Genomic DNA, 14,033 nt, shown 5'->3' with positions numbered 1-14,033 from the left:
GCCGAGGAGACGGCCGCCTCCGGTCACGCGTACGTCCAGCGCCAGGCGTCGGCGCTGTAGGCGCACTCGATCCGCGCACCGCTCGCGGTGGGGGTCAGCGCCCCGTGGTCGCTGTTCCGGCAGAACTGGCCCGCCTGGCAGCAGTTGCCCGCGCTGGAGAGGCGATGGAGCAGGTACCGCCACCGGTGTCGTCACCGCGCATCGCGCCGGGAGCGGCCTTCGCGACGGTGGCGGTGACGGTCGGTCCGGGCCTTTCGACGGTCCTGCACCCTCCCCGGACGGCGTGGCGTCAGCCGTGGAAGGTGATGTAACCGTTGCCGTCCCCGTCGTCACGGGACTTGGTGTAGGCGTGGGTGTCCGCGTGGGTGCCGGACGGCTTGTACAGGTAGATGGTGTCCTTGTCGTTGTTCCAGATGAAGTTGCAGTTCTGGCGGTAGACGACGTTCTTGGCGTCCGAGTCGGTGCCGTTGCCCCCGCGCAGGCTCACGTGGTCCCCGGGCTGGAGGTAGTGGTTGGCGGTGAAGCTGAACCGGTTGCCGGTGGCGTCCTTGACGACGTAGCCCTTGAGGTTGACGGTGGTGCTGCGCGAGTAGTTCCTGATCGTGAGGTACTCGCTCCCGGTGTTGCCCGTACGGCAGTTGTTGGAGTCCCGCCCCGGTGCGTCGTACTGGACGCCCTTGATCTTCAGGGCGGAGGAGTACTCGGTGGCCTGGGCCGGGCCGGCGATGGCGACGGCGAGTGTTCCGGCCGCGGCGGCGGCAGCCAGCGCGAAGCGTATGCGCATGAGGTCCCCCCTCAATGGTGCGAATGGTGCGCCAGGAGCTTACACAAAAGATGGCCAGTACATGTCTGTTAGGTGCAGAAAATGTGAAGGGCCTGGGTGAGGGGGAGTCAGTGAGGCGACGGGGGCGGCAGGGGAGTCATCCCCTGCCGCCCCCGTTCCTCACGGCGAAGCCGGCGGATACAGCGAGCGTGGCAGCTGCGAGGCCGCTGCCGTGTCCAGCAGCCACAGGGTGCGGGAGCGGCCGCGCGCGCCCGCCGCAGGCGCCTGGATCTCGCCCGCACCCGACAGGGCGATGGCCGCTGCCCGTGCCTTGTCCTCACCGGCCGCGAGGAGCCAGACCTCGCGGGCCGAGCGGATCGCCGGGAGGGTGAGGGAGATCCGGATCGGCGGGGGCTTGGGGGCGCCGTGGACGCCGACCACCGTGCGCTCGGTCTCCCGCACGGCCGGCAACTCCGGGAAGAGCGAGGCCACATGGGTGTCCGGGCCGACACCCAGCATCAGGACGTCGAAGGTCGGCACCGGGCCGTGGTTCTCCGGCCCGGCCGCCTTCGCCAGCTCCGCCGCGTATGCCTCGGCCGCGGCCTCGACATCAGCGCCGTACGGGCCGTCGGAGGCGGGCATGGCGTGCACCCGCTCCGGGTCCAGCGGTACGGAGTCCAGCAGGGCCTCGCGGGCCTGCGTCACATTGCGCTCGGGGTCGCCCTCGGGAAGGTAGCGCTCGTCGCCCCACCACAGGTCGAGGCGGCCCCAGTCGATGGCGTCCCGGGCGGGGGCCGCCGCCAGCGCGGCCAGCAGGCCGTTGCCGTTGCGGCCGCCGGTGAGGACCACGGACGCGGTGCCACGGGAGGCCTGCGCGTCCACGATCTTCGTGATCAGGCGGGCCGCGGCGGCCTGCGCCATCAGGTCCTTGTCACGGTGGACGACCAGCTGCGGAGTGCTCACTTCGCCGCCGCCTTCCTCGACGGTGCCTTCTTGGCGGTCTTGGCCGCGGCCTTCTTCGCGGGTGCCTTCGCGGCCTCCTCGACCGGCTCCGGCTCCGCCACCGGCTCGGCCTCGGCGACCGCGGGCTGCTGCTCGGGAACCGTGTTCAGCCGCTCCACGCCGTAGCGCAGCGCCGACGCGTAGGTGTCGTCCGGGTCGAGCCGGCGCAGCTCCTCCGCGATCAGCTCGGCGGTGTCCCGCCGCTTGAGCGCCACCGCGCGGGCCGGCTGGCCCTCGATCGACAGCGTGGCCAGCGAGCCGTCCGCCCGGTCGAGGGTGATCGGGCCGCAACTGGTGTTCATGCGGACGGCGGTGAGACCCGGGCCGGAGGACAGGGAGCGCTTGACGGGGACGTCCAACCGGTCCGCGAGCCACATCGCCAGCAGCTCGCAGCTCGGGTTGAACTCCTCGCCCTCCACCTCAACGGCCTGCACCTGGCAGGTGACCTGGTCCAGGGCCGCCGCGAGCATCGAGCGCCACGGCGTGATCCGGGTCCAGGACAGGTCGGTGTCGCCGGGCGTGTAGGCCTCGGCACGGGCGGACAGCTCCCGCACCGGCTGCTCGGCGGCATAGCTGTCGGTGACCCGGCGCTGGGCGAGCGCGCCCAGCGGGTCCTTCGCCGGATCCAGCGGGGCGTTCACCGGCCACCACACGACGACCGGCGCGTCCGGCAGCAGCAGCGGCAGAACGACCGAGTCGGCGTGGTCGACGACCTCGCCGTACATCCGCAGCACGACCGTCTCACCGGTGCCCGCGTCCGCGCCCACCCGCACCTCGGCGTCAAGACGCGAGGACGTACGGTCGCGCGGGGTGCGCGAGACCCGCTTGATGACCACCAGCGTGCGCGAGGGGTGCTCGCGCGAGGCGTCGTTGGCGGCCTTCAGGGAGTCGTAGGCGTTCTCCTCGTCGGTGACGATGACGAGGGTCAGGACCATGCCGACGGCGGGGGTGCCGATGGCACGGCGACCCTTGACGAGCGCCTTGTTGATCGCTCCGGCGGTGGTGTCGGTCAGGTCTATCTTCATGGCCGGCGCCAGCTCCGTCCGTCTCGTGCGAGCATCTCGTCCGCCTCGGCCGGTCCCCAGGTGCCCGACGGGTACTGCGCGGGCCTGCCGTGCTTGTCCCAGTACTCCTCGATCGGGTCGAGGATCTCCCAGGACAGCTCGACCTCCTCCGTGCGCGGGAAGAGGTTGGCATCGCCCAGCAGCACGTCCAGGATCAGCCGCTCGTACGCCTCCGGGCTGGACTCGGTGAAGGACTCGCCGTAGGCGAAGTCCATCGAGACGTCCCGGATCTCCATCGAGGTGCCCGGCACCTTCGAGCCGAAGCGGACCGTGATGCCCTCGTCCGGCTGGACGCGGATGACGATCGCGTTCTGGCCCAGCTCCTCCGTCGCCGTGTGGTCGAAGGGGGAGTGCGGGGCCCGCTGGAAGACGACCGCGATCTCCGTCACGCGACGGCCGAGGCGCTTGCCGGTGCGCAGATAGAACGGCACACCCGCCCAGCGGCGGTTGTCGATCTCCAGCTTGACCGCCGCGTAGGTGTCGGTCTTCGACTGCGGGTCGATGCCCTCCTCTTCGAGGTAGCCGATGACCTTCTCGCCGCCCTGCCAGCCGGCCGCGTACTGACCGCGCACGGTGTTGCGGCCCAGGTCCCTCGGCAGCCGGACGGCGCCGAGCACCTTGGTCTTCTCCGCGGCCAGCGCGTCCGCGCCGAAGGAGGCGGGCTCCTCCATCGCGGTCAGCGCGAGCAGCTGGAGGAGATGGTTCTGGATGACGTCACGGGCGGCGCCGATGCCGTCGTAGTAGCCGGCACGGCCGCCGATGCCGATGTCCTCGGCCATGGTGATCTGCACGTGGTCCACGAAGGACCGGTTCCAGATCGGTTCGAACATCGTGTTGGCGAAGCGCAGCGCCAGGATGTTCTGGACGGTCTCCTTGCCGAGGTAGTGGTCGATGCGGAACACCTGGTCCGGCTCGAACACCTCGTGCACGACCTTGTTCAGCTCCTCGGCCGACTTCAGGTCGTGGCCGAAGGGCTTCTCGATGACCGCGCGCCGCCACGAACCGCCCGACTGGTCGGCGAGACCGTGCTTCTTCAGCTGCTGGATGACGACGGGGAAGGAGCGCGGCGGCACCGAGAGGTAGAAGGCGAAGTTGCCGCCCGTGCCCTGGGCCTTGTCCAGCTCCTCGATGGTGGCGCGCAGCCGCTCGAAGGCCTCGTCGTCGTCGAAGGTGCCCTGGACGAAGCGCATCCCCTGGATGAGCTGCTGCCAGACCTCCTCGCGGAACGGCGTGCGCGAGTGCTCCTTGACCGCGTCGTGCACGACCTCGGCGAAGTCCTCGTGCTCCCAGTCGCGGCGGGCGAAGCCCACCAGCGAGAAGCCCGGCGGCAGCAGACCACGGTTGGCGAGGTCGTACACCGCGGGCATCAGCTTCTTGCGTGACAGGTCGCCCGTGACCCCGAAGATGACCAGGCCCGACGGCCCCGCGATACGCGGGAGCCGTCGGTCGGCCGGGTCACGAAGCGGGTTCGCTCCGGAACCGGAAACGGGTGACAACTCAGCCCTCCGAGGGGGCAAGGCGCTCGAGCTCCGCCTGGGTCGACTTCAGCAGGTCGTTCCAGGACGCCTCGAACTTCTCGACGCCCTCTTCCTCCAGCACCTGGACCACGTCGTCGTACGAGATCCCGAGCTTCTCCAGCGCGTCGAGGTCGGCGCGGGCCTGCTCGTAGGTCCCGGTGACGGTGTCACCGGTGATCTCACCGTGGTCCTCGGTGGCCTCCAGGGTGGCCTCCGGCATGGTGTTGACCGTGTTCGGCGCGACCAGCTCGGTGACGTACAGGGTGTCCTGGTACGCCGGGTCCTTCACACCGGTCGACGCCCACAGCGGACGCTGCCTGTTGGCGCCCGCGTTCTCCAGCGCGCTCCAGCGGTCGGAGGAGAAGACCTCCTCGTACGCCTGGTAGGCGAGGCGCGCGTTGGCGACCGCGGCCTTGCCGCGCAGCGCCTTGGCCTCGTCGGTGCCGATCCCGTCCAGGCGCTTGTCGATCTCGGTGTCCACGCGGGACACGAAGAAGGACGCCACCGAGTGGATCTTGGAGAGGTCCAGGCCGCGCTCCTTGGCCTTCTCCAGGCCGGAGAGGTAGGCGTCCATGACCGCCCGGTAGCGCTCGAGCGAGAAGATCAGCGTGACGTTGACGCTGATGCCGAGGCCGATGACCTCGGTGATCGCCGGGACGCCCGCCATCGTGGCCGGGATCTTGATGAGGGTGTTCGGCCGGTCCACCAGCCAGGCCAGCTGCTTGGCCTCGGCGACGGTCGCGTGCTCGTTGTGGGCCAGGCGCGGGTCGACCTCGATGGAGACCCGGCCGTCCTGGCCGTTCGTGGCGTCGAAGACCGGGCGCAGGATGTCGGCGGCGTCGCGGACGTCCGCCGTCGTGATCATGCGGATGGCCTCTTCGACGGTGACCTTGCGGGCGGCCAGGTCCGACAGCTGCTGGTCGTAGCCGTCGCCCTGGGAGATCGCCTTCTGGAAGATCGTCGGGTTGGTGGTGACGCCCACGACGTGCTGCTGGTCGATCAGCTCGGCGAGGTTGCCGGACGTGATCCGCTTGCGCGACAGGTCGTCCAGCCAGATCGCGACGCCTTCTTCGGAGAGGCGCTTGAGTGCGTCTGTCATGGAATTACATCTCCTACGTGTCGTATGTGAGCGTCAGCGCTGGGCGTCGGCGAGGGATTCCCGCGCCTTCGCGGCCACGTTCTCGGCGGTGAAACCGAACTCCCGGAAGAGCACCTTGCCGTCCGCGGAAGCACCGAAGTGCTCCAGCGACACGATGCGGCCGGCGTCCCCCACGTACTTGTGCCAGGTCAGGCCGACGCCCGCCTCCACGGCGACACGGGCCTTGACGGACGGCGGCAGCACGGTCTCCCGGTACCCCTGGTCCTGCTGCTCGAACCACTCCACGCACGGCATCGACACGACGCGGGTGGGCACGCCCTCGGCCTGGAGCCGCTCACGCGCCTCGACGGCCACGTGCACCTCGGAACCGGTGGCGATCAGGACGACCTGCGGCTCTCCGCCCTCGGCCTCGAACAGCACATAGCCGCCGCGGGCCGCCTCCTCGTTGGGCTCGTAGGCCGGCACACCCTGGCGGGTGAGCGCGAGGCCGTGCGGCTGGCCCTTGCCGAACTCCTTGGTCCAGCGCTTGAGGATCTCGCGCCAGGCGATCGCGGTCTCGTTGGCGTCGGCCGGGCGGACGATGTTCAGGCCCGGGATGGCGCGCAGCGAGGCCAGGTGCTCGACCGGCTGGTGGGTCGGGCCGTCCTCGCCGAGGCCGATGGAGTCGTGCGTCCACACGTACGTCACCGGCAGGTGCATCAGGGCCGACAGGCGCACCGCGTTGCGCATGTAGTCGGAGAAGACGAGGAAGGTACCGCCGTACACGCGGGTGTTGCCGTGCAGCGTGATGCCGTTCAGCTCCGCGCCCATGGAGTGCTCGCGGATGCCGAAGTGGATGGTGCGGCCGTACGGGTTGGCCTCGGGCAGCGGGTTGCCCTCGGGGAGGAACGAGCTGTCCTTGTCGATCGTGGTGTTGTTCGACCCGGCGAGGTCGGCGGAGCCGCCCCACAGCTCGGGGATGACCGCACCCAGCGCCTGCAGCACCTTGCCGGAGGCGGCACGCGTGGCGACGGCCTTTCCGGGCTCGAAGACCGGGAGCTTCTCCTCCCAGCCGGTGGGCAGCTCGCCCTTCCTGATGCGGTCGAAGTCGGAGGCACGCTCGGCGTTGTTGTTCCGCCACTCCTGGAAGGACTTCTCCCACTCCGCCTTGAACTGGCGGCCCCGGTCGAGCGCCTGCCGGGTGTGGGCGATGACCTCGTCGGAGACCTCGAAGGTCCGCTCCGGATCGAAGCCGAGGACGCGCTTGGTGGCCGCGACCTCCTCGTCACCCAGCGCGGAGCCGTGCGCGGCCTCGGTGTTCTGCGCGTTCGGGGCGGGCCAGGCGATGATCGAGCGCATCGCGATGAAGGACGGCCGGTCGGTGACCCGCTTGGCCTCCTGGATCGCGGCGAAGATCGCCTCCGGGTCCAGGTCGCCGTTCTCCTTGGCCTCCACGCGCTGGACGTGCCAGCCGTAGGCCTCGTAACGCTTGACGGTGTCCTCGGAGACGGCCGTCTCGGTGTCGCCCTCGATCGAGATGTGGTTGTCGTCCCACAGCAGGACCAGGTTGCCGAGCTTCTGGTGGCCGGCCATCGAGGACGCCTCGGCGGAGATGCCCTCCTGCAGACAGCCGTCACCGGCGATGCAGTAGATGAAGTGGTCGAAGGGGGACTCGCCCTGCGGGGCGTCCGGGTCGAACAGGCCGCGCTCGTAACGGGCGGCCATCGCCATGCCCACCGCGTTGGCCACACCCTGGCCCAGCGGGCCGGTGGTGGTCTCGACGCCCCTGGTGTGCCCGTACTCCGGGTGACCCGGGGTCTTCGAACCCCACGTCCGGAAGGCCTTCAGGTCGTCCAGCTCCAGGCCGAAACCGGCCAGGTAGAGCTGCGTGTAGAGGGTCAGGGAGGAGTGGCCGGCGGACAGCACGAAGCGGTCGCGCCCGGCCCACTCCGGGTCGGCCGGGTCGTGCCTCATCACCTTCTGGAAGAGGGTGTAGGCGGCCGGGGCCAGGCTCATCGCCGTACCGGGATGGCCGTTGCCGACCTTCTGTACGGCGTCGGCGGCCAGGACGCGGGCGGTGTCCACGGCCCGCTGGTCCAGGTCGGTCCACTCAAGGTCTGTGGTGGTCGGCTTGGTGCTCACCCTGGGTCAGGGCTCCTCTCCACATGTCGGTCGCCGGTCTTCGGGGCATGCGCCCACCCGGCCGCCGGCGTGCTTCTGCCCGCCGGCCGCTGTCGAGCCTACCCCCGTAAGGACGTGCGTTTTTTCGAGTGTTTCCAGACTGCCGGGACTCCGTGCGATCCGCCTGCCGACTGGGCCGACAAGGCATTTGGCACATGAATACGGAGGCGCTCATCTGACCGCTCAATCGAGTGCTATGGCACCTCGAATGGGACGTGCGCCAACACGACCCCACCCCCGCGAAGGCCGGGGTATGGGCAGCGTCTAAAGTGGCGTGGTACGCGCGAGCCTTTACCCCGACCTCACACGGGGGGCTTGCTGGGATGTCTCTGTCAGGGGTGTGCGTGACGGCCGTCGAATCCCGTCCTGGGGGCACCTCCCAGGCCCTTAAGGCCCTGGGGGAGGGTGTGCTCGGTGCGAGCCAGGGCCCGGTTCATCGGCCGTTCGGGGCCCGTGTCAAGGCGTTCGTGGCGCTGACCAAGCCCCGGATCATCGAGCTGCTGCTCATCACCACCGTTCCGGTGATGTTCCTGGCACAGCAGGGTGTGCCCGACCTGAAGCTGGTCCTGCTCACCTGCGTCGGCGGCTACCTCTCCGCGGGCGGCGCCAACGCGCTGAACATGTACATCGACCGGGACATCGACGCCCTGATGGACCGCACCTCGCAGCGGCCGCTGGTGACCGGCATGGTCAGCCCGCGCGAGTGCCTGACGTTCGGCATCACCCTGGCGGTCGTCTCGACCCTGCTGTTCGGCTTCACCGTCAACTGGCTGAGCGCCTGGCTGTCACTCGGAGCGCTCCTCTTCTACGTCGTCGTCTACACGATGATCCTCAAGCGGCGTACGTCACAGAACATCGTGTGGGGCGGCATCGCGGGCTGCCTCCCGGTGCTGATCGGCTGGTCCTCCGTCACGAACTCGATGGCATGGGCGCCGATCGTCCTCTTCCTCGTCATGTTCTTCTGGACCCCGCCGCACTACTGGCCGCTGTCCATGAAGGTCAGGGAGGACTACGCGCGCGTGGGCGTGCCGATGCTGCCGGTCATCGCCTCCAACAAGGTGGTCGCCCGGCAGATCGTCATCTACAGCTGGGTGATGGTCGCCGTCTCCCTGCTGCTGACCCCGCTCGGCTACACCGGCTGGTTCTACACGGTGGTCGCGCTCGCGGCCGGCGGCTTCTGGCTCTGGGAGGCGCACGGGCTGCAGAACCGGGCGAAGGCCGAGGTGACCGGGGTCAAGCTGAAGGAGATGCGCCTTTTCCACTGGTCGATCACCTACGTGTCGATCCTCTTCGTCGCCGTCGCGGTGGATCCGTTCCTCCGCTAGCCTCCTCTGTTCTCCGGTACGGGAGGGGTGCGTGGCCAAGGCCACGCACCCCTCCCGTCGCCGTTTGATCTACCCGTCGGTAGCATCCTGGCCATGGCAGACACGCAGCAGGTTGACCCGAAGGCCGGCGCCAGGACCGAGCGCAAGGTGGCGAAGCTCGTCCGGCAGATCAGCGCCTTCTCCAAGGCCCACGGCGGTGCCGAGGGCCAGGTGTCCCACATCGGCGAACGCGGTGCCCGCATCGTGCTCGTCGGCGAGGACGGCGGCTGGGGCGACCTGGTGGCGCCCAGCACGGAGATCGCCGAGCAGGCGGTGGAGAAGTCCGGCATCACCGTCCACGAGTCCTTCGACGGCGAGTTCGCGGCGAAGGTGACGACGGGGCCGTACGAGTGGAAGAGGATGGCCGGCATGCAGATCGGCGGCTGAGCAGTCACCCCCAAGGGGCGCGGGGAACCGCGCGGAGAACCCGACGAACCGGCACCCGCCAGGCCACCCGCAGTCCCGGGCTGAGCCGCGACCTCGAACCCCGTTCACCCGTTAGGACGGGTAAGACCACGTCCTGCGGGGAGCCGGAATGATCGAGACGCCGTCCCTCGTGGACCAGTACTGCCACGGAGTACTGCGCACCGAGCTGGGCCTCGCCACCTTCGAGGCCCAGCTGGCCCGCACCGAGGGACCACCGGCCCCGGGCACCACCCTCTTCGACACCCAGACCGGCTTCGCCGTGCGGCGCTGGTGCCCACCCCTGCTCGGCCTGGAACCGCACTGCCCGCCCGCCCGCTATCTGGCCCGGCGCCGGGAACTGGGCGCCCTGGAAGCGGGCCGCAGGCTGCTCCGGGGCAGCGGGATCACCACCTACCTCGTCGACACGGGCCTGCCCGGCGACCTCACCGGCCCTGCCGAGATGGCCTGTGACGGCGGCGCCGCCGCCCGCGAGATCGTCCGTCTGGAGCTGCTGGCCGAGCAGGTCGCCGACACCTCCGGCACCGTCGGGTCCTTCCTGGCCAACCTCACCGAGTCCGTGCACGGTGCCGCCGCGAACGCGGTCGCCTTCACCTCCGTCGCGGGCCTCAGAAACGGCCTGGCCCTCGCGCCGGAGCAACCGGGACCGGGAGAGGTGCGGGGCGCGGCGGGCCGCTGGCTGGCCGGGCGACGGGTCGGCGGGCCGCTGACCGACCCGGTGCTGCTCCGGCACCTGCTGTGGATCGCGGTCACCTCCGGTCTGCCGCTGCAACTCCACGCCGGACTCGGCGAGCCCGGCTCCCGCATCGACCGCACGGACCCCGTGCTGCTCACCGACTTCGTGCGGGCCACGGCCGGCCTCGGCGTCGACCTGATCCTGCTGCACGGCTACCCGTACCACCGGCACGCCGCGCATCTGGCCGGTGTCTTCCCGCACGTCTACGCCGACTCGGGCGCCGCGCTCGTGCGCACCGGCGCCCGTGCGGCCACGGTCCTCGCGGAGATCCTGGAGCTGGCCCCCTTCGGCAAGATCCTCTTCTCCACCGGCGCCCACGGCCTGCCCGAGCTGCACGTCGTCGGGGCCCGCCTCTTCCGCGAGGCCCTGGACCGCGTCCTGGGCAGCTGGGTCGCCGAGGGCGCGTGGTCGCAGGAGGACGCCCAGCGGGTGGCCCGGCTGATCGCGGCGGACAACGCACGACGGGTGTACGGACTGCACTGAGGATCTGTACGGCGGGATCCCGCCGTACGGACTGAGCGATGCCCACCGACGCGCTCCTCGGCGGCTTCCTGGACGCACTGCCGGAGCCGCGCCCTCTCGCCGTCCGGGTGCACGGCCGCGAAACTCCATCGCAGCCACCTCGCCCCGGGCACCCCGGACGATCCGGAACGGCCGCATCCGACCTGGGCCCGCATCCGACCTTGGCCCACGGACAGGTGATGCGCCGCCCGGTCACTCCCCGTCACCCGGCGCGGACTGCAGGACGGGGCCGGGTGCTGCACGGCGAGCGGCCGGCCGGACTGTTCCCGCCGGAACCCCAGCGGCGGTGTCGGCCGGCGGTCGGCAGGTCCCGGCTGTGGCGGCAGGACGTCCGGGCCGACCTGGGGTTGCCGGCCTCCGCCCGGGCCACCGTGACCCTGTGTGACGGACGGCTGTCCTCCAAGCGGCTGGCCGATCTCCAAGCGGCAGACGCTCGGCGAGCTGCCGGCCCTGGGCGCCCCGCCGGGGCGGCCGCGGGCATCGCGTGACGGCGCTACGCGGACTCCGCTCCGGCCGGCGACGGCCGGCTCGCCCGCCCCGCCGAGCTGACCCGGGGCCGCCCCGGCCCGGCGATCGACGCGCTGGACACCACGTACGGGTGAGTCACGCGCGCGTGCCGACCGTCACCTCGGCCGGGGGACCGGGCAGGTCCAGGGCGGCCTCCGGGCGCTCGCGCAGCGACAGCAGGACGCGCAGCGTGCCGATCCAGATCAGGCACGAGCCGAGCATGTGGAGGGCGACCAGGACCTCGGGCAGGTGCGTGAAGTACTGCACGTAACCGATCGCGCCCTGGGCGAGCAGGACCAGGAACAGCTCCCGCGTCCGCGCCAGTGGCCCCGGGGGCGCGTCCACCGCCTTCAGGACGAACCACAGCGCGAACGTCAGCGTGACCACGATCCAGGCGAGCACCGCGTGCAGCTTGGCCACGCTCTCCCAGTCGATGGGGATCCGGTCGACCTCGCTGGAGTCACCCGCGTGCGGTCCGGCACCGGTCACCACCGTGCCGACCGCGATGAGCAGCACGGACGCGGTCACCAGGAACCACACCAGCTGCTGCACCGCCTTGCCGACCAGCGGACGCGGCGCCCTGTCGCCCTCCCGGGTGCGCTGCCACATCGCCGTCGCGACGGCGATCAGCGCCGTGGAGAGCAGGAAGTGCGCGGCGACCGTGTACGGGTTGAGGCCGACCAGCACCACGATGCCGCCGAGCACCGCGTTGCCCATGACGACCCAGAACTGCGCCCAGCCCAGCCGGGTCAGGCTGCGCCGCCACGGCTTCTGGGAGCGGGCCGCGATGATCGCCCAGCCGACGGCCGCGCACAGCACGTACGTCAGCATGCGGTTGCCGAACTCGATGACCCCGTGGAGGCCCATGGCCCGGGTGGTGGTCAGCGAGTCGTCGGTGCAGGTGGGCCAGGTCGGGCAGCCGAGGCCCGAGCCGGTCAGCCGGACGGCGCCGCCGGTGACGACGATGACCACCGACATGACGAGTGCGGCGAGGGCCGCACGCTGGACGGTCCGGGGACCCGGGGTCCAGCGTCCGGCGATGAAGGCGAGCGGGTTGCGCAGGGCCGCCTGGGCGTCGGCGCGGGTCAGCATGGGCACGCACACCATCGTAGGCCGCCGCTTGTGCACGCGTTCACGAGGGTCGCTCTCCCGGCGGCCACGAGGCTCACTCCCATCGGAAGAGCTTCCCTGCGGCTGCCAGCCCGAGCACCGCCCACACGGCGAGGACCGCCAGGTCGCCCCAGGGCATGCCGGCGCCGTGCTGGAGCACGTCCCGCAGCCCGCCCGACAGCGCCGAGATCGGCAGCAGGCCGAGGACGTGCTGCCCGGCCGGGCCGAACTTCTCCAGCGGCACGATCACCCCGCCGCCGACGAGCAGCAGCAGGAAGACCAGGTTGGCGGCGGCCAGCGTCGCCTCCGCCTTCAGGGTGCCCGCCATCAGCAGGCCGAGCCCGGAGAAGGCCGCCGTACCCAGGACCAGCAGGAGCAGCACGGCGGCGGGGTTGCCGTGCGGGGACCAGCCCAGCGCGAAGGCGATCACCGTCAGCAGGATCACCTGGAGGACCTCGGTGACCAGTACGGACACCGTCTTCGCGGTCATCAGGGCCCATCGCGGCAACGGGGAGGAGGCGAGGCGCTTGAGGACGCCGTAGCGGCGCTCGAAGCCCGTCGCGATGGCCTGCCCGGTGAACGCCGTCGACATCACGGCGAGCGCCAGGATGCCCGGCGTGAGGAAGTCGACGGCCTTGCCCTTGCCGGTGTCGACGATGTCCACGGAGCTGAAGAGCACCAGCAGCAGAGTCGGGATGACGACCGTCAGCAGCAGCTGCTCGCCGTTGCGCAGCAGCATCTTCGTCTCCAGCGCAGCCTGCGCCGCGATCATGCGGGACAGGGGTGCCGCACCCGGCTTCGGGGTGTAGGTGCCCGAGGCGGTGGTCATGAGCGCAGCTCCTTGCCGGTCAGCTCCAGGAAGACGTCTTCCAGGGTGTGCCGCTCCACCGAGATGCGGTCCGGCATCACCCCGTGCTGGGCACACCACGAGGTCACCGTGGCGAGCAGTTGCGGGTCGACCTTGCCGACGACCCGGTAGGCGCCCGGGGTCAGCTCGGCGGCCGTGCAGTCGGCCGGGAGCGCCTTGAGCAGGGAGCCCACGTCGAGGCCGGGGCGGCCGGTGAAGCGGAGGGTGTTCTCGGCGCCGCCCTTGCACAGTGCCTCGGGGGAGCCCTGGGCGATGACCCGCCCGCCGTCGATGATCGCGACGTCGTCGGCGAGCCGCTCGGCCTCTTCCATGTAGTGCGTGGTGAGGATGACCGAGACGCCGTCGGCGCGCAGGTCCCGCACCAGGTCCCAGGTGGCCCGGCGGGCCTGCGGGTCGAGGCCGGCCGTCGGCTCGTCGAGGAACACCAGCTCCGGGCGCCCCACGACGGCCATGGCGAGCGCGAGCCGCTGCTGCTGGCCACCGGACAGCCGCCGGTAGCCGGTCCGGCCGCAGGAGCCGAGCCCGAGGCGCTCGATCAGCGCGTCCACGTCCAGCGGGTGCGCGTGCAGCCTGGCGATATGGCGCAGCATCTCGTCCGCTCTGGCGCCCGAGTACACGCCGCCGGACTGGAGCATGACACCGATCCGGGGCCGCAGCTCGGCGGACCGCCGGACGGGATCGAGGCCGAGGACGCGCACCGTGCCGGAATCCGGCTTCCGGTACCCCTCGCAGGTCTCGACCGTGGTCGTCTTCCCCGCCCCGTTGGGACCGAGGACGGCGGTCACGCCCGGCTGGGCCACCAGGTCGAGGCCGTCCACCGCGGTCTTCGTGCCGTACCGCTTCACCAGGGCCTGGACCTGGACCACGGGCTCACTTCGCATGCTCCAGAGTCTAGGGA

12 protein-coding genes and 1 pseudogene are annotated in these 14,033 nt (G+C 70.9%); 3 read left to right on the top strand and 10 right to left on the bottom strand.

Annotation, left to right across the window (positions count from 1 at the left end; genetic code table 11):
• Nucleotides 1-23 precede the first annotated feature (23 nt).
• The 7 genes and pseudogenes from ABZ079_RS18235 to tkt all read right to left on the bottom strand — a co-directional run.
• Nucleotides 24-256 (bottom strand): annotated as a pseudogene (locus ABZ079_RS18235) (hypothetical protein); the annotation flags it as partial.
• A gap of 33 nt (nucleotides 257-289) precedes the next feature.
• Nucleotides 290-784, bottom strand: a complete 495-nt coding sequence (locus ABZ079_RS18230) for a lamin tail domain-containing protein (RefSeq protein ID WP_356940442.1) — start codon at nucleotides 782-784, stop codon at nucleotides 290-292.
• Between the two features lie 159 nt (nucleotides 785-943).
• Nucleotides 944-1,726, bottom strand: a complete 783-nt coding sequence (gene pgl / locus ABZ079_RS18225) for a 6-phosphogluconolactonase (RefSeq protein ID WP_356940441.1) — start codon at nucleotides 1,724-1,726, stop codon at nucleotides 944-946.
• Nucleotides 1,723-2,790 (bottom strand): glucose-6-phosphate dehydrogenase assembly protein OpcA, encoded by a 1,068-nt coding sequence (opcA, locus tag ABZ079_RS18220; protein ID WP_356940440.1) that lies wholly within the window; start codon nucleotides 2,788-2,790, stop codon nucleotides 1,723-1,725. Before opcA ends, pgl begins: the two co-directional genes overlap by 4 nt.
• Nucleotides 2,787-4,325, bottom strand: a complete 1,539-nt coding sequence (gene zwf, locus ABZ079_RS18215) for a glucose-6-phosphate dehydrogenase (RefSeq protein WP_356940439.1) — start codon at nucleotides 4,323-4,325, stop codon at nucleotides 2,787-2,789. The genes opcA and zwf overlap by 4 nt, the downstream gene beginning before the upstream one ends.
• 1 nt (nucleotide 4,326) lies before the next feature.
• Nucleotides 4,327-5,445 carry a transaldolase gene (tal, locus tag ABZ079_RS18210; protein WP_356940438.1) on the bottom strand — a complete coding sequence of 373 codons (1,119 nt, stop codon included), beginning with the start codon at nucleotides 5,443-5,445 and terminating at the stop codon, nucleotides 4,327-4,329.
• A gap of 33 nt (nucleotides 5,446-5,478) precedes the next feature.
• Nucleotides 5,479-7,566, bottom strand: coding sequence for a transketolase (gene tkt / locus ABZ079_RS18205; RefSeq protein WP_356940437.1), 2,088 nt, complete (start codon nucleotides 7,564-7,566; stop codon nucleotides 5,479-5,481).
• A gap of 446 nt (nucleotides 7,567-8,012) precedes the next feature.
• On the opposite strand from tkt, the gene ABZ079_RS18200 reads away from it, so the two are divergent.
• The 3 genes from ABZ079_RS18200 to ABZ079_RS18190 all read left to right on the top strand — a co-directional run bounded on the left by ABZ079_RS18200 (nucleotide 8,013) and on the right by ABZ079_RS18190 (nucleotide 10,611).
• Entirely contained in the window at nucleotides 8,013-8,930 is a 918-nt protein-coding gene (locus ABZ079_RS18200) for a heme o synthase (RefSeq protein WP_356940666.1), read from the top strand.
• A 93-nt stretch (nucleotides 8,931-9,023) separates the two neighbouring features.
• The gene (locus ABZ079_RS18195) at nucleotides 9,024-9,356 is read left to right on the top strand and encodes a hypothetical protein (protein ID WP_356940436.1); all 333 of its coding nucleotides are present in this window, start codon (nucleotides 9,024-9,026) and stop codon (nucleotides 9,354-9,356) included.
• Nucleotides 9,357-9,504: 148 nt separating this feature from the next.
• Nucleotides 9,505-10,611: an amidohydrolase family protein gene (locus ABZ079_RS18190; protein ID WP_356940435.1), complete on the top strand. Its 1,107-nt coding sequence runs from the start codon at nucleotides 9,505-9,507 to the stop codon at nucleotides 10,609-10,611.
• Between the two features lie 642 nt (nucleotides 10,612-11,253).
• Here ABZ079_RS18190 and ABZ079_RS18185 read toward each other — a convergent pair.
• From ABZ079_RS18185 to ABZ079_RS18175, 3 genes are read right to left on the bottom strand one after another with little or no spacing between them, the layout of a single operon-like run.
• Entirely contained in the window at nucleotides 11,254-12,264 is a 1,011-nt protein-coding gene (locus ABZ079_RS18185; RefSeq protein ID WP_356940665.1) for a COX15/CtaA family protein, read from the bottom strand.
• Between the two features lie 58 nt (nucleotides 12,265-12,322).
• The gene (locus ABZ079_RS18180) at nucleotides 12,323-13,096 is read right to left on the bottom strand and encodes an ABC transporter permease (protein ID WP_356940434.1); all 774 of its coding nucleotides are present in this window, start codon (nucleotides 13,094-13,096) and stop codon (nucleotides 12,323-12,325) included.
• A complete protein-coding gene (locus tag ABZ079_RS18175; RefSeq protein ID WP_356940433.1) occupies nucleotides 13,093-14,016 on the bottom strand; it encodes an ABC transporter ATP-binding protein in 924 nt (307 codons plus the stop codon). Before ABZ079_RS18175 ends, ABZ079_RS18180 begins: the two co-directional genes overlap by 4 nt.
• Nucleotides 14,017-14,033 lie beyond the last annotated feature (17 nt).

The organism is Streptomyces sp. NPDC006314 (assembly GCF_040613075.1).
GTDB lineage: Bacteria > Actinomycetota > Actinomycetes > Streptomycetales > Streptomycetaceae > Streptomyces.
This window is presented reverse-complemented; position numbering and strand designations above follow the sequence as displayed.